Origin of the sequence: uncultured Cetobacterium sp., assembly GCF_947038635.1 — a bacterium.
Taxonomy (GTDB): Bacteria; Fusobacteriota; Fusobacteriia; order Fusobacteriales; family Fusobacteriaceae; genus Cetobacterium_A.
Genome location: NZ_CAMQXC010000036.1, coordinates 1 through 17,464 on the forward strand (window position 1 = coordinate 1; position 17,464 = coordinate 17,464).

The window sequence follows — 17,464 nt, forward strand, 5'->3', positions numbered from 1 at the left end:
GAACAGTTAATAGCGCCAATAGCGGGAGCGTTAATGTCTGGAGCAACAGCATCAACGACAGCTGGAGCAACAATAGCATCAGCAACATTTTCAGGAGTAATACTAGCTGCTGGAGTAAGTGCTGTTTGGGGAGCTGCAATGGTAAACTCAGGAGCAACAGTTTTAGATCATCTGCCTCATGGATCATTTTTCCACAGTACAGGTGGAGCTAGTAATACAAAGTTAGAAGAAAGATTAAAATTAATTCCTTATGAATCAGCAATAGGATTTATATTAGCTCTTTCTACTTTTGTAACTTATTTAGTAATTGGATAAAGAAAAGATGCTGAAAATTTTTCAGCATCTTTTTTATATGATAATATCTTCTCTTTTAATCTCTTTAACTTCACCAGGAATCATTCCATCAAGATTTAAATTACCAAACTTTACTCTCTTAAGATAGATAACTTTATTTTTAACAGCCTTAAGCATTTTTTTAACTTGGTGGTATTTACCTTCTGTAATAGTTAAATGAATACTTTTAGGACTTAGATATTCAACTTTGCTAGGAAGTGCAGTGTAGTCGGTATCTAGAACTACCCCTTGTTCTAAAGCAATGATGTCCTCTTGAGAAATCTCCTTGTCTAGTTCAACATAGTATGTTTTTTCCATATTTCTATCTGGATGAGCCATGGCATGACTTAAATCACCATCACTTGTGAATAGTAAAACTCCCTCGGTATCACGATCAAGTCGTCCTACAGGGAAAACAGAATTTTTATCAATATATTCAGGTAAAAGTTCAGCAACTGTTTTTTTATTTTCATCTTCCATAGCAGTTATATATCCTGAAACTTTATACATAATATAATATTTTAATTGTTTTTTTTCTGGAATTAATCCATCAAAAGTAATAATATCTTCTCCCCATTCAACATCAGTAGCGTCATTAACTTCGATATTACCATTAACAGTAACTCTTCCTTGGGCAATTGCAGCTTTAATTTTTTTTCTGCTAGCAACACCACATTGAACTAAATATTTTTCTAATCTCAAATTTAAACCTCACAAAATTTATTTTACATAAGATGTTAACATATTTTTGATAAATTTGCAAAATAGACTATTTTTTTCAAACAAATTATGTTAATTTATATGTGGGTTAAATAATTTTAAGTAGATTTTGGGAGGAAAAATGAGTTTTTTAGTAGAAAAGTTTTTACAATATGTTAAAATTGATACGACATCAGATTCAAAAAGTCAATCATGTCCAAGTAGTGAGATTCAATGGGATTTAGCTAAAGTTATAGTTAAAGATTTAGAAGAGATTGGTTTAGTAGATATATCATTAGATGAAAATGGTTATATTATGGGGACACTACCGTCAAATACACAAAAAGATATTCCAACAATTGGATTTATAGCTCATATGGATACGGCTCCATCATTTAATGGTAAAGATATAAAACCAAGAATTATAGAAAATTATGATGGTAATGATATTATATTAAATAGTGATTTAAATATATCAATGACAGTAAAAGATTTTCCAGAGTTAAAAAAATATGTGAATCAGAGATTAATTGTAACTGATGGAACAACACTTTTAGGGGCAGATGATAAGGCTGGTATAGTTGAGATAATGACAGCATTAAAATATTTAAAAGAGAATCCAAGTATTGAACATGGAGAAATCAAAATAGGAGTAACTCCTGATGAAGAGATAGGAAGAGGAGAAAATCTGTTTGATGTAGAAAAATTTGGAGCAAAGTTTGCTTATACAATTGATGGAGGAGAAGTTGGAGAATTAGAATTTGAAAACTTCAATGCTGCATCAGCAAATATAATAATTAAAGGAAGAGATATTCATCCGGGAGCTTCAAAAAATAAGATGATAAATGCTATGTTATTAGCAATGGAACTAAACGCTATGTTACCAGTTAATGAAAGACCTGAATATACAGAAGGATATGAAGGGTTCTTTTTATTGACTAATTTCAAAGGAACAATAGAAACAACAGAGATAGATTATATAATAAGAGATCATTCAAAAGAGAAGTTCTTAGAAAAAAAGGAACTAATTGAAAATGCTGTAAAATATCTTCAAGGAAAATATAAAGATGCAGAGATAATTTTAACATTAAAAGATAGCTATTATAATATGAGAGAGATGATAGAACCAGTTTATCATATTGTAGATTTAGCTAAAAATGCAATGATAGAAGTTGGGGTAAAACCAATAATAAAGCCAATTAGAGGTGGAACTGACGGAGCTAGATTATCATTTAAAGGATTACCTTGTCCAAATATATTTACAGGTGGACATAATTTTCATGGTAAATTTGAGTTTATTCCAATAGAGTCAATGGAGAAATCAGTAAAAGTAATATTAAAAATTGTTGAAATTTTATCTAAATAAATATCTATTTTGGAGGTAAAAATGAAAACATATCATTTTATAGTTAAGGGTGAAGTTCAAGGAGTAGGTTATAGAATAACAGCGTATTTAAATGCTACAAGACTTGGAATTACAGGTAGTGTAAAAAATTTGTCAAATGATGATGTGGAAGTTTTTGCTCAAGGAGATGAAAAGATAATTGAAAATTTTAAAAAATATTTAAAGATTGGTTCTTCTATGAGTCATGTCACTGAGATAGATGAAGAGATATTAGATAAATCAGAATTTAAAGATTTTCAAGTTATATATTAATGGCGGTAATTTTATACCGCCATTTTTTAGTTATTATTTATTTAAAAGATTATTTAAAAGCATTGCTAAATCAGCAGCATTACATTCAACAACATGTGCTGTGATTGCTTCGTTATCTTCATTTTTTATATTTACAAAAACTCTATCATTTATTAAAAGAATTTCTGTAACAACACCTTCAGCAATTTTATATGTTCCTGTAGCTTTAGAAATAGCAAAAATTTCAAAACCTTCTGTTGTAATATCTAATGATTCTAATTGTTGTTTTTTTAAAAAATCTTTTGCTAACTCTTCTGATTGTACATAAAAATTTTCTAAAATTTCCACATACTTATTTTTTTTTATTAATTTATCAACTAAAACAGCTAAAGAAAAAGGATGATAAATCTCTTCGACACTATATGGAGATGGAATTTGTTCTTTGTTTTTAAGAAATATTTCGACTCCATTTTCACTATCTTTTATAGTTTCGATAATAGGTGTCTTACTATCATCTAGGTAATCTATAACATCAATCTCTAAATTTCCAACAGATAGCTTCTTAGTTTTTTCTTTTTTCATTAATGTTTCGAATTCATTTTCAATTTTTTCATAAAAGTTAACGATAAAATCATTAAAAAAATTTTCATGCATAAATTAATCACCACCAATATTTTTTAACATATTATAACATAAAATATATGATATAATATACAGAAGAGAAAAAAATAGTGAGGTAGATAAAATGATAATTTGTCCAGTTTGTAATAAAAAAATGACAAGAATAGAAAGAAAATATATATGTGAGGGGAATCATAACTTTGATATTTCAAAATATGGTCATGTAAATTTATTATTATCTAATCAGAAAAATAGTAAAATTCCTGGTGACAATAAAGAGATGGTTTTAAGTAGAAAAAATTATTTAGAGAAAGGTTATTATAAAGGAATATCTAATGGAGTTAATGAAATTGTTGAAAACTACTTAGAGAATAAAAAAGAATTAAATATATTAGATATAGGTTGTGGAGAGGGATATTATACAAATAGATTAAAAAAGAAATTAGACGCATTAAATCTAAAAAGTAATATTGTAGGAATAGACATTTCAAAAGAAGCTGTTATTTCAGCAGCAAAATCATATAAAAATATGGAGTGGATTGTAGCTAGTGCAAGTTCTTTACCAATAGAGGATGAATCATTAGATTTTATAATTTGTATGTTTGCTAAAATAATACCAGAAGAAAATATGAGAACTTTAAAAAAGGGCGGGAAGTTAATAGTTGTTTCAACAGGTGAAAATCATCTTTTACAATTAAAAGAGGTAGTTTATGAGTCTGTAAGAAAAGAATTTTATTCTCCTGTAGAGGATTTAAAAATATTTAAACATTTAGAAACTGTAAATTTAAAATATGAAACAGAAATTTTAGAAAAAGAGAGTATTGAAAATCTATTTAATATGACTCCTTATAGATGGAGAAGTCCACAAAAGGGTGTTGAAAAACTATTTGCATTAGACAACTTAAAAACTATAGTTGAAGTTAATATAGATATTTTTGAAAAAAATTAAAAAAATAAAACTTTTTAAAAAAAATTTACGTCAAAAAATCATAATTAGAAAGTTAGTAATAATTTTTTAATTATAAGAAGATTTTATACTTACAAAAGTATTATTTAATCCCCCCCTGTAGACGACCTTCTATCCCCCCCCGGAAGGTCGTTTCATTTTTTTGTACTTCTAATAAATACTTAGAAGTATTTTTTTTTATAAATTTATATTGTATAATATATTAGGTCAATTTTAGGGGGAGATAAAGTTGAAACAAATAGATAGAATTATTTTGATAAATGTAATAACAACAGCTATAGTTTCAGGTGTATTTAATGTTTTTACAGGAATACATGTTAAAAATTTAGGTTTTGGAGAGGGAATAGTAGGTCAAGTACTTTCAATTGGAAGTGTATCGATTGCACTAGGTTCAATGTTAAACGCCTATCTAAGTTCAAGGATTGGTTTTAAAAAAACTATTTCATTGGGATTGATTTTAATGAGTATTGGAATTTTAGGTGTAAGTTTTTTAACGAGTCCATTTTTAATTAAATTATTTTCTGGGCTAATGGGAGTTGGATATGGTTTTCCATTTTCTTCAATAGGAGTACTTCTAATTGAAAATTCATCAGAAAAAGAGAGAGTAAAAGTTTTTAGTAAGAATTTTGTAAGTCAGAGTTTAGGAACGGTTTGTGCTAGCTATGGTGCTGGAAGATTGATTAAAACTTTTGGAAAAATTTTTGCAGCAGAAAAATCAATTCCATTGGTTTATTTATTTTGTGCTTTTTTAATTCTATTTAGTTTTTATCCTTTAAATGGATTAAAAGATAGAGAGATAATAAAAGATAAGAAGAACAAAGATTTTTTTAGAGGTTTTAAAGAAGTTATGAGTGGACAAGCTTTAAAGTTTGTTATTTATAATACAATTATAGGTTTTGGAGCGGGATTAGTAATTCCATTTTTTAGTGTGTATTTAAAATTTTCTTTAAATATAGATAATGAAAAAGTAGGAGTTATTATGGGATTATCTCAGTTAGGATTAGTTATAGGTGGGTTATTAGTTCCATATATTTCAAAAGTGTTAGGAAGAGAAAATACTGTTGTAATATGTCAACTATTATCAATTCCGTTTTTAATCTCAATTGCATTTCCTCAAGGTATTTTTATATTGGGAATTTCATTTCTTTTGAGATCGACTTTGATGAATTTAAATCAGCCACTTATTCAGAATATATCTTTAGAAACCGTAGATTATGAAAATAGAGCATTGATGAGTAGTATAGTATCGATGTCATCTAATGTAACAAGAGCTATTAGCATGATTATAGCAGGATATTTAATGGAAAATGTATCATATAATTTTCCATATTATATAACGGTAGTTTTATATTTAATTGGAACTACTGTTTTTTATAAAAATTTTAAAGTGGAAAAACCATTAAGAGGAGGAGCAGATGAATAAAAACTTTGTTCATTTACATTTACATACAGAATACAGTCTCCTAGATGGGGTTGGAAAAATAGAGGAGTATTTAGAAAGAGCTAAAAGTTTAAATATGAAAGCAATAGCTATTACAGATCATGGGAATATGTATGGAGCTATAGAGTTTTATAAATGTGCTATGAAAAAAGGTATCAAACCAATTATTGGTATTGAAGCATACGTATCAGAGTTTGAAATGGAAAAAAAAGAGGGAAGAAATTTTCATTTAATACTTTTAGCTAAAAACTTAACTGGTTATAAAAATCTTTTAAAGATATCTTCAGTAGGATTTCTAAAGGGATTTTATTATAGACCTCGTGTAGATAAAGAGTTTTTAAAAAAACATAGTGATGGTATCATAGCTTTGTCAGCGTGTATGCAGGGAGAGGTTTCAAGAGCAATTCTTGAAACCGAAAATGAAAAAATTGTAGATGAAAAAATAATGAGCTATATAGAAATTTTTGGTAAAGAAAATTTTTATTTAGAAGTTCAAGGCAACGGTGTTGATGGTCAAAGAGAATTAAATAAAGAGTTACAAAGATACTCTAAAAAACATGAATTAAAATGTGTAGCAACAAATGATACACATTATGTTTATGAAGGAGATCATGTGCTACAAGACTTAGTTATTTGTATTCAAACAGGAGCTAAAGTTTCAGATACAAATAGAATGAAAATTGAAACTAAGGAGTTATTTTTAAAAAGTAGAATAGAAGTTATAAATTCTTTAGGTGAAGAGTTTATTGATGCTATTGATACAACTGAAGAGATAGCAGAAAAATGCAATTTAAATTTAGAGTTTGGAGAGTTAAAGTTTCCAAAGTATGAAATTCCAAATTGTGTAAAAACACCAGGAGAATTTTTAAGAAAAATAGTATATAAAGGACTATCTCAAAGATATCCAAGTGGTTTAAGTGAGGAACTACTAAAAAGAGTAGAGTATGAATTAGATGTTATTTTGAAGATGGGCTATGAGGAATACTTTATAGTTGTATGGGATTTTATTTCTTATGCGAAAGGAAAGAATATACCAATTGGGCCAGGAAGAGGATCTGCAGCAGGAAGTTTGGTTGCCTATGCTTTAAAAATAACAGATTTAGATCCGATAAAATATAATCTAATTTTTGAAAGATTTTTAAATCCTGAGAGAATATCCATGCCAGATATAGATATAGATATTTGTCAGGAAAGAAGAGAAGAAGTAATTGAATATGTTACTCAAAAATATGGTGAAGATAAAGTAGCACAAATAATAACTTTTGGTAGAATGAAAGCTAGAGCAGCTTTAAGAGATGTTGGAAGAGTATTGGATATTAATTTAGCTAAAGTTGATAAGATAGCAAAGTTAATACCTGCATTTTCAACATTAGAGGAAGCTTTGAAAGCAAATTCTGAACTTAGAGAGTTATATACAGAGGATGAAGAGATTAGAAATTTAGTTAATTTATCCCAAAGATTAGAAAATAAAGTTAGACATGCTTCTATACATGCTGCTGGAGTTGTAATAACTAAAGATCCATTAATGGAAGTAGTTCCTTTATACAGCGATAATAAAGATCATAAAATTTCAACTCAATATCAAATGAAAGAATTAGAAGAATTAGGACTATTAAAAATGGATTTTTTAGGTCTTAGAAATTTAACTAATATTCAAAGAACTATTGAGTATATTAAAGAGAGTAAAGGGAAAGATATAAAATTAGAAGAGATTTCATTAAATGAAACTTTAGTATATGAAATGCTTTCATCAGGAGATAGTTTAGGAGTATTCCAATTAGAATCTACAGGTATAAGAAAGATATTAGTTCAATTAAAACCTAATAGATTTGAAGACGTCATAGCACTTTTAGCTCTTTATCGTCCAGGACCATTGGGGTCTGGAATGGTTGAGAGTTTTATAAATTGTAAAAATGGTTTAGAAGAGATTAAATATCCTCATCCGACTTTAGAAAAAGTATTAAAAGAGACATATGGTGTTATTCTATATCAAGAACAAGTAATGAAAATAGCTAATATAATGGCTAGTTATTCTTTGGGAGAAGCTGATCTTTTAAGAAGAGCAATGGGAAAAAAACAAGCTTCTATAATGGATGAAAATAGAGAAAAATTTGTTAAAAGATCTATAGACAATGGATATTCTAAAGAAAAAGCAGAGGAAATATTTGATTTGATAGATAAGTTTGCAGGATATGGATTTAATAAATCTCACTCAGCAGCCTATGCTTTAATAGCATATTGGACAGCATATTTTAAATGTTTTTATCCGGAGGAATATTACGCTTCAATAATGACATCTGAAAAAAGTAATGTAGAGAATGTTGCATTTTATATAGAAGATGCAAAAGCACATAAATTGAAGTTAAAATTATCAGATGTTAATAATCCAGTTTCTAAATTTACTGTAGAAAATGGAGGGATTAGATTTTCATTAGCAGCTATAAAGAATGTTGGAGAAAGTTTAGCTCAAAAAATTCAGATTGAATTTGAAAAAAATGGAAATTATTTAAGATATGAAGATTTTATCTATAGATTAAGAGGACAAGGTCTTAATAAAAAAAATATAGAAGCACTGGTTTATTCTGGAGCTTTAGATTCTCTTCCTGGAAATCGTAAACAAAAGATAGAATCAATAGAAAAGGTTATTGATTATGCCAATAAAAAAATAAAAGAGGATGATATTCAACAAATGAATCTTTTTGGTGGAGCAAAATCAGAGATGGTAAATTTTGTTTTACCTGATGTAACGGACTTTACTCCAGATGAAAAACTAGAAAAAGAAAAAGAATTTTTAGGATTTTATTATAGTGCACATCCTTTAGACAAGTATGATTGGTTAATAAAAACATATAAAATGAATAAAATTTCAGAAATAAAATCAGAAAATTCCCTGCATATAATTAAAACTTATGGTATACTAAGGGATGTGAAAAAAATACTAACAAAAAAAACAAAAGAACCTATGTGTACCTTTATTATTGAGGATTATTATGATCAAATTTCTGGGATTATTTTCCCAAGAGAGTATAAAAATTATTTAAATATAGAGCTTGAAGGGAAAGCAGTGGTAATAGATGGAAGTATTCAAATTGATTATTTTAATGGAAATGAAAATAAAAAATTAGTTGTAAAAAATATGAAAGCATTAAATTCAATAGAGTTTAATAAAAAAAATAGAATGTATATATTAATTAATGAGAAGTCAAAAGATAAGTATAATAGATTAAAAGAGATTCTTTTAGATAGTAAAGGAGAAGTTCCTTTAAGTTTTGCTATAGATATTAATGGAAATAAAGAGATAAAAAATTCAAAACTAATGATTGAAATAACGCCAAGACTAATAAAAAAAATAGAGGATTTATTAGGAGAAAAAAGTGTAGTCATAAGATAAAATTACACTTGTAATGTAATCTTGAATGATTTTTTAAATTATGTTAAAATAAGTGATAAAAACTGATGGAGGAACTTATGAAAAAAGAAGAGTTTCAAATTGAAGATTTAATTAATGTTTTAAGTGAATGTGGATTAACTGAAATTAGTTATGAGGAAAATGAAAATTTAAAAATAAAAATAAAAAAATCTCCACAGCCAAAAGTTGTAATGCCAAAAGAAATTCTACAACCTGTGAAAGAGGTTAGTAAAAAAGAGGAGAATATAAAAACTGTAGTTTCAACAGGAATAGGAAAATATTTCTATGAAGGTATTGTTGAAGTAGGAGACAAAATTAAAGTAGGACAAGATCTTGGTTATATATATGTAATGGGATTAAAAACCCCTTTAAAATCTACAGTAGGTGGAGAAGTGACGGAAATAACTGTAGAAGATGGAGGAGTAGTTGACTACGGTAAAGTAATATTGAAAGTAAAGGCCACAGCAAGATAATTGGGAGGATTTTATGTTTAAAAAGATATTGATTGCTAATAGAGGTGAAATCGCTGTTAGAATAATAAGAGCAGCAAGAGAGTTAGGAATAAAAACAGTTGCTGTTTATTCAGAAGCAGATAAAGATAGTTTGCACGTTAGATTAGCAGATGAAGCAGTTTGTATAGGGGGACCTTTAAGTACAGAATCATATTTAAAAATACCTAATATACTAGCAGCAGCAGAGATAACAGGAGCAAATGCAATACATCCTGGATATGGATTTTTATCTGAAAATGCTAGATTTGCAAGAATATGCCAAACGCATAATATAACATTTATTGGACCAAGTCCAGAAGCTATTGAAAGCATGGGTGATAAAGCTACAGCTAGAAAAACTGCAATAGAAAATGATGTACCACTAACAAATGGAACTGGAATTATAAGAAGTATAGAGGAAGCTAGAAAAGAAGTTGAAGAAAGAATTGGGTATCCAGTAATGATAAAAGCTACTGCAGGTGGTGGTGGAAAAGGAATGAGACTAGCTAGAACTCCAGAAGAGTTAGAAAGCAAAATCATCGCTGCTCAAACAGAAGCAGAATCTGCTTTTGGAAATCCAGATGTTTATATAGAAAAATTTGTTGAAAATCCAAGACACGTTGAAATTCAAATTATGGGAGATAAACATGGAAATGTTATTCACTTGGGAGAAAGAGATTGTTCTATCCAAAGAAGACATCAAAAGTTAATAGAGGAAGCACCATCATATAAATTACCATCTAAAGTTAGAAAAGCAATGGGTGAGGCTGCTGTAAAATTAGCAAAATCAATTAATTATGATTCAGCAGGAACTTTAGAATTTTTAGTTGATAAAGATGATAACTTCTATTTTATGGAGATGAATACAAGGGTTCAAGTTGAACATACAGTAACTGAGATGGTAACAGGAATAGACATTATAAAATTACAAATTAAAGTTGCAGAAGGAGAGAGAATAAACATATCTCAAGAGGATGTTGTATTATTTGGACATGCAATCGAATGTAGAATAAATGCTGAAGATACAACAGCAGGATTTTTACCTTCACCAGGAAAATTAGAAACTTATATTGTTCCTGGAGGACCAGGAGTAAGAGTAGATTCACACTCATACCAAGGATATGAAATTTCTCCATACTATGATTCTATGATTGGAAAGCTTATTGTTCATGGAATCACTAGAGAAGAAGCTATTGAAAAGATGAAAAGAGCATTAGATGAATTTATTATAGAGGGAATTGATACTACAATTCCATTCCATTTAGAGGTATTAGATAATAAGGTGTATAGAGCAGGAAAAGTTACAACGAAGTTTATTGAAGAAAATTTTGAAAAAAATTAAATAATAGCTAGGAAAAACTTTAAATTAATGTAATAATATATGTATAATATCTACGGAGGTGTTTTTATGAACGAGTTAGGAAATATAAAAATAGCAGATGATGTTGTAAAGACAATATCAGCAAAGGCAGCACAAGATGTTTCTGGAGTTTATAAATTAGCAGGTGGAGTAGCAGATGAAGTTAGTAAAATGCTAGGAAAAAAGAGACTTACAAATGGAGTTAAAGTAGAAGTTGGAGAAAAAGAGTGTAGTGTAGAGATATATATTATAGTTGAATATGGATATCAAATCTCTGAGGTTGCTCAAAATGTTCAAAAAAATGTTTTAACAGCAGTAAGTACAATGACTGGATTAAAAGTTGTAGAAGTAAATGTATTCGTACAAGATGTAAAAATTTTAACAGATGAGTATGAAGAAAAGCATGAGGATATAGAGATTGTATAATTAAAATATGAGAGAGGCGTTTTATTACGCCTCTAATCTTTCTTTACAGGGGTGAGTTTATTGATAAAAAAGTTAATATTTTTCTTTGCATGGATAGGAATATTTGCTATAGCTGTAACAGGAATAGGGTATATAACAATGCCACAATATTTTTCAACAATAGACACAAGCTCACTTATATTTAAAGTTATTATTTTTAATATATGCTTAATATATATGTGCATATCAATATTAAAATTATTATCTAATTTTTCCAAAGAAAAAGATTATGTTATAAAAAATGAGCATGGATCAGTTCATATTTCAACAGATACAGTAAAAAATTTAATAAGAGAGATTTTGTCAAGAGATAGTGATATAAAAGGTTTAAAAATAGAGTGTGGAAATAGAGGAAGTAAGTATTTTGTTAAATTAAATTTAGATATGATATCAAACAATAATTTGTCATCAAAAACAGTAGATATACAAAATTTGATAAAAACTAATTTAGAACAAAAGTTAGACTTAAAAGTTGATTATATAGAGGTAAAAATTTCGAGATTATCACCTAGAAGAGACTCAATTGAATAGGAGGAGCAGATATGATGTTAGAAAAGATTATTGAAAATTTTATTCTTAATTTTAAGAAATATCTATATGCCATCTTAGGATTAATAATAGGAGTTCTTTTAGTTGAATATGGAATGTTGAAAACTATTTTTATATTATTTTTAGCATTTATCGGATTTAAATTAGGAGATAGAGGTTTTCAAGAGAAGTTAAAAAAACAAATATTAAATAGATTAAAGGATTAGAAAGGAAACAATAATGAGTAGAAGAGTAGCAAGAGAAGAGTTATTTAAAATAGTTTTTGAATCGGAGTTAACTGAAGTAAAGATAGATGAAACTTTAGCAAGTTATATGTTAAGAGATGAAACTAATTTAAATACAAATGAAAAAGAGTTTATTGAAAAATACTCTAATGGAATGGCTTTAAATGATGATAAGATTACAGAAACATTAAAGAGTAATATTACTGGTTGGAGCTTAGAAAGAATTGGAAATGTTGAAAAAGCACTTTTAAAAATAGCAACATATGAGGTTTTATTTGAAGATGTTCCAGCTGAGATAGTTGTTAACGAAGTTGTAGAATTAGCAAAAAAATATGGTGATGAAAAATCACACGAATTTATTAATGGTGTTTTAGCAAAAGTAGTAGTTGAAAAAAATAGATAATAACTTTAAAAAGGAGAAGTAGTTTAAAGATTACTTCTCCTTTTTTATATTATTTAATTTTTTCTAAAGTTAATAGCTTCTAATAAATGATGTTTTTCAATATTGAAAGAGTCTTCTAAATCTGCAATTGTTCTAGCAACTTTCAAAATTTTATGATATGTTCTCATAGATAAATTTAAATTTCGAATAGCAGTTCTAATTATTTGCTCACATTCACTATTTAAAGAACAGTATTTTTCAACTTCACTATTATTCATATCACGATTAAGTTTATTATTGTTAAAACGTACATTTTGAAGTTCTCTAGCTTTTATAACGCGATTTCTAATAACTTGAGAGGTATCGCCTCGATCTTCATCTAAAATTTCTTTATCATTGAGTCTATAAATTTCAACATATAAATCAATTCTATCAATGATAGGACCTGAAAGTTTTTTTGTATATCTTCTAATATCATAAGGTGTGCATGTGCATAATTCTTCATCAAATCCATTTCCACAAAAACATGGATTACATGCAGCGATAAAAATTAATTTAGCAGGAAACTCCATTTTTCCTAGACTTCTTGTTATAGATATCCTTTTTTCTTCTAAAGGTTCTCTTAAACTTTCAATAACGACTCTATCGAACTCTGTAAACTCATCTAAAAATAACACACCATTATTAGCTAAACTTATTTCACCTGGTTTAGGTGTTCTACCACCTCCAATTATAGAGGATGTTGTAGATGTATGATGAGGATCCCTAAATGGTCGATTAATGATGATCGGAACTCTTTCGCTGAGTTCGCCAGCAATACTATAAATTTTAGTAGTTTCAATAATTTCATTTTCTGACATAGGTGGCAGTATGCTAGTGAGTCTTTTAGCTAACATAGATTTTCCACTTCCCGGTGCACCAATCATTATTATATTATGTCCTCCAGCAGCAGCAATTTCAAGTGCTCTTTTAGCTCTTATTTGCCCTTTAACATCCCACATATCTAAAGTATATTCAAAATTTTTTATTGTATTTACAACTCTTTTACTGCGAGTAATACCTTCTTCTATAAATTTAACAACATCTCTGAGATTTTTAACGGCTATAATATCAATATCTTTTATAATTGAAGCCTCTTCTAAATTTTCCTCAGGAATAATAACACCTTTAAACCCTTTACTTTTAGCCAATAAAACACCACTAATTATGCCTTCCGATCTTCTAATTTCTCCAGTTAAAGAAAGTTCTCCCATCAATAGATATTCTCTTAAAATACCTTTGTAGTCAGAAAGAAATTTCATTCCAACCATTATTCCAATGGCAATAGGCAAATCAAAGTGTGATCCTTTTTTTCTTATGTTAGCAGGAGTTAGATTAACAACAATTCTTCTAGGGTCTAATAAATACCCCATATTTTTAATTCCTGATCTTATCCGATCACGACTTTCTGATATAGTTGCATCACCTAAGCCAACTATATTAAAAGTAGGAAGACCATTAGTTACATCAACTTCGACTTCAACTAAAAATGGTTCAATTCCTAAATAACTTGAGCTTAACACTCGAACTAACATAAAAACCTCCTTATTTATAGATATTTTAAAATTTAAAATAAATTAAATTTTTGATAAATATTAGAGTGAGTATTCTATATGACTACTGATATTTTATAATTTTCTTTTTTTTTAAAAATAAATAAAAAAAGTTTGACATATCCACAAAAAAGGTGTATATTATTCTTGTGAACAGAATTGTAATAATTACAAAAAAGTAATTATAACAATTTTAAATAAATAAAAAAATATAAAATATAGACAGGAAATAGTTGAGGAGGATTTAAAATGGCAAAAGTAAAATGTACAGTATGTGGAGAAGTATTTGAAGAGGCTTTAGGAGCTTGCCCTTTATGTAAGGTAGGGTTAGATAAATGTGTTGCTTATGATGAGACAGCAGGAAGAGTTTGGGCAACTGAGCACAAAGTAGGAGAAGGATTAGCTTGCGGAGATGAAGAAATTATCGAAGGATTAAGAGCAAACTTTAACGGAGAGTGTATGGAAGTTGGAATGTACTTAGCAATGGCTAGAGTAGCAGACAGAGAAGGATATCCAGAAGTAGCAGAAGCTTATACAAGAATAGCTTTTGAAGAAGCTGGTCACGCTGCAAGATTTGCAGAGTTATTAGGAGAGGTTGTAACTGATTCTACAGAAGAGAACTTAAAGAGAAGAGTAGAAGCTGAGTACGGAGCAACTTCAGGAAAATTCGATATTGCTAAGAGAGCTAAGCAATTAGGATTTGATGCAATTCACGATACAGTTCATGAAATGGCTAAAGATGAGGCTAGACACGGAAGAGCTTTCTTAGGATTATTAGAGAGACATTTCCAAAAATAATAGTAAATAGTTAGAGTGCTTAATATACTTAAGCACTCTTTTTCGTTGTGTTGAAGTTTTTATTAGATTGTGGTACTATTAAAGTATTATAAAGGGATAAAAGGTGAGATGCTTGGGGAAAATAATTTATGTAACTGGCGGAGCAAGAAGTGGAAAAAGCTCTTTTGCTGAAAAAAAAGTTTTTCAATTGAATAAGGAGAAAATTTATGTAGCTACAGCAATATCTTTTGATGAAGAGATGGAAGAAAGAGTGAGATTACATAAAATTCAAAGAGGAGAAAATTGGACAACAATAGAAGCTTACAAAAATCTTTATAGAGTTTTGGAAGAATATAAAGAATTAAATGGAGTTGTATTACTAGATTGTTTAACAAATTTAGTCACGAATATTATGATTATGGATAGAGATGTCAATTGGGATAAAATATCTCAAAATGCTCTTAAAGAAATTGAAGAAGAAATAAAAAATGAAGTTCAAAAATTAATAGATTTTATAAAGAATAGCTCATTAGATATGGTTGTAGTTTCTAATGAAGTTGGAATGGGATTAGTTCCTCCGTATGCTTTAGGAAGATATTTTAGAGATATAGGCGGTAGAATAAATCAATTAGTTGCAAAAGAGTGCCATGAAGCGTACTTAATAGTTTCTGGATTAGAGTTAAAATTAAAATAGAGTTTGGAGGAGAAAATGAAAGGTTTAGCTTTACTTTTTAAATTTATGACAAGATTACCATTTCCAGGAGGAAAAACTTTTGATTCGAAAGCTTTAGGAAAAGGAATGAAATGGTTTCCAGTAGTAGGATTAGTGATAGGTATTATAAACTTAGCTGTGGCAGTGGTTTTAGAAACATTTATTCCATCGCCTATTTTAATGGCAATAATCTTAGTTACCCTTGATGTTATAATAACTGGAGGATTACACTTAGACGGTCTAGCAGATACTTTTGATGGAATATTTAGTTATAGAAGCAAGCAAAAAATGTTAGAGATTATGAAAGACTCTAGAGTTGGAACAAATGGTGTTTTAGTTCTAATACTCTACTTTATATTCAAAGTTGCTTTTTTAGTGGAAACATCGGAGTTATTTGGGATAAATCAAGGTGTAATAATGCTTATTGTACCTATATTAGCTAGAATAAATAGTGTAGTTAACTGTACTTTTGAACCTTACGCTAGAGCCACTGGAATGGGTAAAACTTTTGTAGATAATACTGATAAGACTGGATTGTTGATATCTTATATCACTGTTACGGTTATATTATATGGTATTGCTCAGTTCTTTATGCTACCTTTTGTAAGTTTATTTATTGTTTTAAATATATTAGTTCTTTGCGGATTCTTCTTTGGAAAGTTGATGACGAAAAAAATAGGTGGTATAACGGGAGATACTTTAGGAGCATTGCTAGAGTTGTCTTCAGTACTATCATTAGTTTTAATGTATGTGACTTTATAGGTGAAATTAATGGGAAAAATTGTTTTAGTTAGGCATGGTGAATCAAAATTAAATATTGAAGGTGTTTACTATGGAGTTTTAGATCCAGAATTAACAGAAAAAGGAAAAGAGCAAGCAGTAAAAACTAGGGAAATTTTAAAAAATATAAATTATGAAAAGATATATGCAAGCGATTTAAAAAGAGCAATAGACACAGCAGAGATTGTAAATTATAAAAAATTAGAAATCTTAATTGATCAAGAATTACGTGAACTAAATTTTGGAATATTTGAAGGATATAGCTATAAAGAACTTTTAGAGAAATATCCAGAGGAGTTAAAAAAGAGTCAAAGTAATTGGGAAAATTATAATTATATAACTGGTGAAAGTGTTTTAGAACTTCAAAAAAGAGCCATTAATTTTATAGAGAAGAAGGTTGATTTAGATGGAACAACAGTATTAGTTACTCATTGGGGAGTAATTAATACTATTTTAAGTCATTACTTTTCTAATGGATTAGAATCTTATTGGAAGTTTAGTGTAGAAAATGGTGGTATAGTTATAATTGAATTTTCTGAAGGATATCCCATATTAAAGGGATTAAATATAGGGGGCTAAAATTGGACAGAATAAAAAAGATTCAAAATGATATAATTGGTGTTGATAAAGAAGCTATAAAAGAGTGTAAAAAAATATTAGATTCTAGAATGAAACCTGAGAAAAGTTTAGGTATTTTAGAAGATTTAGCAATGAAAGTAGCGGGAATAACAGGCCAACCCTTAAATGAACTAAAAGCTGGGTGTCATTTTATAGCATCATCTGATAATGGAGTTATAGAAGAAGGAGTATCCTCTTGTCCAATAGAATATACAAGAATAGTTTCAGAAGCAATGTTAAGTTCTTTTGCAGCTATTGGAATTTTATGTAAAAGTTTAGGAATACCTCTAAATTTGATAGATATTGGAATAAAAGGAGATATCCCAAGAGACTATAAAAATTTATATGTAAAAAAAATAGCTTATGGAACTAAAAACTTTAGCAAAGAACCCGCTATGAGTTTAGAGG

The 17,464-nt window shown here is 28.5% G+C and carries 19 protein-coding genes and 1 pseudogene; 17 read left to right on the forward strand and 3 right to left on the reverse strand.

The annotated features are described in order from the left end of the window. Window positions 1–315 (forward strand): annotated as a pseudogene (locus Q0V08_RS05275) (GntP family permease); the annotation flags it as partial. A 33-nt stretch (window positions 316–348) separates the two neighbouring features. Here the strand turns inward: Q0V08_RS05275 and Q0V08_RS05280 are convergent. Next, window positions 349–1,035, reverse strand: a complete 687-nt coding sequence (locus tag Q0V08_RS05280; RefSeq protein WP_297432730.1) for a pseudouridine synthase — start codon at window positions 1,033–1,035, stop codon at window positions 349–351. A 139-nt stretch (window positions 1,036–1,174) separates the two neighbouring features. On the opposite strand from Q0V08_RS05280, the gene pepT reads away from it, so the two are divergent. Together pepT and Q0V08_RS05290 are read left to right on the forward strand one after the other, a co-directional pair. Then, entirely contained in the window at window positions 1,175–2,398 is a 1,224-nt protein-coding gene (gene pepT, locus Q0V08_RS05285; protein ID WP_297432732.1) for a peptidase T, read from the forward strand. Window positions 2,399–2,419: 21 nt separating this feature from the next. Continuing rightward, entirely contained in the window at window positions 2,420–2,689 is a 270-nt protein-coding gene (locus tag Q0V08_RS05290) for an acylphosphatase (RefSeq protein WP_297432733.1), read from the forward strand. A gap of 33 nt (window positions 2,690–2,722) precedes the next feature. Here Q0V08_RS05290 and Q0V08_RS05295 read toward each other — a convergent pair whose 3' ends face one another. Next, a complete protein-coding gene (locus tag Q0V08_RS05295) occupies window positions 2,723–3,322 on the reverse strand; it encodes a hypothetical protein (RefSeq protein ID WP_297432734.1) in 600 nt (199 codons plus the stop codon). A gap of 91 nt (window positions 3,323–3,413) precedes the next feature. Between Q0V08_RS05295 and Q0V08_RS05300 the strand changes: the two genes are divergently transcribed. The 9 genes from Q0V08_RS05300 (at window position 3,414) to nusB (ending at window position 12,598) form a co-directional block, all read left to right on the forward strand. Further along, on the forward strand, window positions 3,414–4,238 hold the full coding sequence (locus tag Q0V08_RS05300) for a methyltransferase domain-containing protein (protein WP_297432736.1): 825 nt from the start codon (window positions 3,414–3,416) through the stop codon (window positions 4,236–4,238). A 247-nt stretch (window positions 4,239–4,485) separates the two neighbouring features. After that, entirely contained in the window at window positions 4,486–5,679 is a 1,194-nt protein-coding gene (locus Q0V08_RS05305) for an MFS transporter (RefSeq protein ID WP_297432738.1), read from the forward strand. Beyond that, on the forward strand, window positions 5,672–9,088 hold the full coding sequence (locus Q0V08_RS05310; protein ID WP_297432739.1) for a DNA polymerase III subunit alpha: 3,417 nt from the start codon (window positions 5,672–5,674) through the stop codon (window positions 9,086–9,088). Before Q0V08_RS05305 ends, Q0V08_RS05310 begins: the two co-directional genes overlap by 8 nt. 77 nt (window positions 9,089–9,165) lie before the next feature. Further along, window positions 9,166–9,579: a biotin/lipoyl-containing protein gene (locus Q0V08_RS05315; protein ID WP_297432741.1), complete on the forward strand. Its 414-nt coding sequence runs from the start codon at window positions 9,166–9,168 to the stop codon at window positions 9,577–9,579. Between the two features lie 13 nt (window positions 9,580–9,592). After that, complete coding sequence (gene accC, locus Q0V08_RS05320; RefSeq protein WP_297432743.1) at window positions 9,593–10,939, forward strand: acetyl-CoA carboxylase biotin carboxylase subunit; 1,347 nt, start codon at window positions 9,593–9,595, stop codon at window positions 10,937–10,939. Window positions 10,940–11,005: 66 nt separating this feature from the next. Further along, window positions 11,006–11,383: an Asp23/Gls24 family envelope stress response protein gene (locus Q0V08_RS05325; protein WP_040405960.1), complete on the forward strand. Its 378-nt coding sequence runs from the start codon at window positions 11,006–11,008 to the stop codon at window positions 11,381–11,383. A 60-nt stretch (window positions 11,384–11,443) separates the two neighbouring features. Further along, on the forward strand, window positions 11,444–11,953 hold the full coding sequence (gene amaP, locus Q0V08_RS05330; RefSeq protein ID WP_297432745.1) for an alkaline shock response membrane anchor protein AmaP: 510 nt from the start codon (window positions 11,444–11,446) through the stop codon (window positions 11,951–11,953). Between the two features lie 11 nt (window positions 11,954–11,964). Next, window positions 11,965–12,177: a DUF2273 domain-containing protein gene (locus Q0V08_RS05335; protein ID WP_297432746.1), complete on the forward strand. Its 213-nt coding sequence runs from the start codon at window positions 11,965–11,967 to the stop codon at window positions 12,175–12,177. A gap of 13 nt (window positions 12,178–12,190) precedes the next feature. Further along, entirely contained in the window at window positions 12,191–12,598 is a 408-nt protein-coding gene (gene nusB / locus Q0V08_RS05340; protein WP_297432748.1) for a transcription antitermination factor NusB, read from the forward strand. Window positions 12,599–12,651: 53 nt separating this feature from the next. On the opposite strand, the gene Q0V08_RS05345 is transcribed toward nusB, so the two are convergent. Continuing rightward, on the reverse strand, window positions 12,652–14,151 hold the full coding sequence (locus Q0V08_RS05345; protein ID WP_297432750.1) for a YifB family Mg chelatase-like AAA ATPase: 1,500 nt from the start codon (window positions 14,149–14,151) through the stop codon (window positions 12,652–12,654). A 267-nt stretch (window positions 14,152–14,418) separates the two neighbouring features. Between Q0V08_RS05345 and Q0V08_RS05350 the strand changes: the two genes are divergently transcribed. The 5 genes from Q0V08_RS05350 to Q0V08_RS05370 form a co-directional block, all read left to right on the forward strand. Further along, window positions 14,419–14,967, forward strand: a complete 549-nt coding sequence (locus Q0V08_RS05350) for a ferritin family protein (RefSeq protein ID WP_023051559.1) — start codon at window positions 14,419–14,421, stop codon at window positions 14,965–14,967. A 112-nt stretch (window positions 14,968–15,079) separates the two neighbouring features. Beyond that, entirely contained in the window at window positions 15,080–15,640 is a 561-nt protein-coding gene (gene cobU / locus Q0V08_RS05355; protein ID WP_297432752.1) for a bifunctional adenosylcobinamide kinase/adenosylcobinamide-phosphate guanylyltransferase, read from the forward strand. A gap of 15 nt (window positions 15,641–15,655) precedes the next feature. Then, window positions 15,656–16,420, forward strand: coding sequence for an adenosylcobinamide-GDP ribazoletransferase (cobS, locus tag Q0V08_RS05360; RefSeq protein ID WP_297432754.1), 765 nt, complete (start codon window positions 15,656–15,658; stop codon window positions 16,418–16,420). Between the two features lie 9 nt (window positions 16,421–16,429). Continuing rightward, window positions 16,430–17,017, forward strand: a complete 588-nt coding sequence (locus Q0V08_RS05365) for a histidine phosphatase family protein (protein ID WP_297432756.1) — start codon at window positions 16,430–16,432, stop codon at window positions 17,015–17,017. Between the two features lie 2 nt (window positions 17,018–17,019). Next, window positions 17,020–17,464 (forward strand): nicotinate-nucleotide--dimethylbenzimidazole phosphoribosyltransferase (locus Q0V08_RS05370; protein ID WP_297432758.1); only part of this gene is annotated, 445 nt, incomplete at its 3' end.

Excerpts from the sequence above, each read along its gene's own strand:
- Q0V08_RS05325 (WP_040405960.1), top strand. The coding sequence starts at position 11,006 with ATGAACGAGTTAGGAAATATAAAAATAGCAGATGATGTTGTAAAGACA.
- Q0V08_RS05290 (WP_297432733.1), top strand. The coding sequence starts at position 2,420 with ATGAAAACATATCATTTTATAGTTAAGGGTGAAGTTCAAGGAGTAGGT.
- accC (WP_297432743.1), top strand. The coding sequence starts at position 9,593 with ATGTTTAAAAAGATATTGATTGCTAATAGAGGTGAAATCGCTGTTAGA.
- cobS (WP_297432754.1), top strand. The coding sequence starts at position 15,656 with ATGAAAGGTTTAGCTTTACTTTTTAAATTTATGACAAGATTACCATTT.
- Q0V08_RS05335 (WP_297432746.1), top strand. The coding sequence starts at position 11,965 with ATGATGTTAGAAAAGATTATTGAAAATTTTATTCTTAATTTTAAGAAA.
- Q0V08_RS05365 (WP_297432756.1), top strand. The coding sequence starts at position 16,430 with ATGGGAAAAATTGTTTTAGTTAGGCATGGTGAATCAAAATTAAATATT.
- Q0V08_RS05315 (WP_297432741.1), top strand. The coding sequence starts at position 9,166 with ATGAAAAAAGAAGAGTTTCAAATTGAAGATTTAATTAATGTTTTAAGT.
- Q0V08_RS05300 (WP_297432736.1), top strand. The coding sequence starts at position 3,414 with ATGATAATTTGTCCAGTTTGTAATAAAAAAATGACAAGAATAGAAAGA.
- Q0V08_RS05295 (WP_297432734.1), bottom strand. The coding sequence starts at position 3,322 with ATGCATGAAAATTTTTTTAATGATTTTATCGTTAACTTTTATGAAAAA.
- pepT (WP_297432732.1), top strand. The coding sequence starts at position 1,175 with ATGAGTTTTTTAGTAGAAAAGTTTTTACAATATGTTAAAATTGATACG.
- nusB (WP_297432748.1), top strand. The coding sequence starts at position 12,191 with ATGAGTAGAAGAGTAGCAAGAGAAGAGTTATTTAAAATAGTTTTTGAA.
- Q0V08_RS05345 (WP_297432750.1), bottom strand. The coding sequence starts at position 14,151 with ATGTTAGTTCGAGTGTTAAGCTCAAGTTATTTAGGAATTGAACCATTT.
- Q0V08_RS05350 (WP_023051559.1), top strand. The coding sequence starts at position 14,419 with ATGGCAAAAGTAAAATGTACAGTATGTGGAGAAGTATTTGAAGAGGCT.
- Q0V08_RS05310 (WP_297432739.1), top strand. The coding sequence starts at position 5,672 with ATGAATAAAAACTTTGTTCATTTACATTTACATACAGAATACAGTCTC.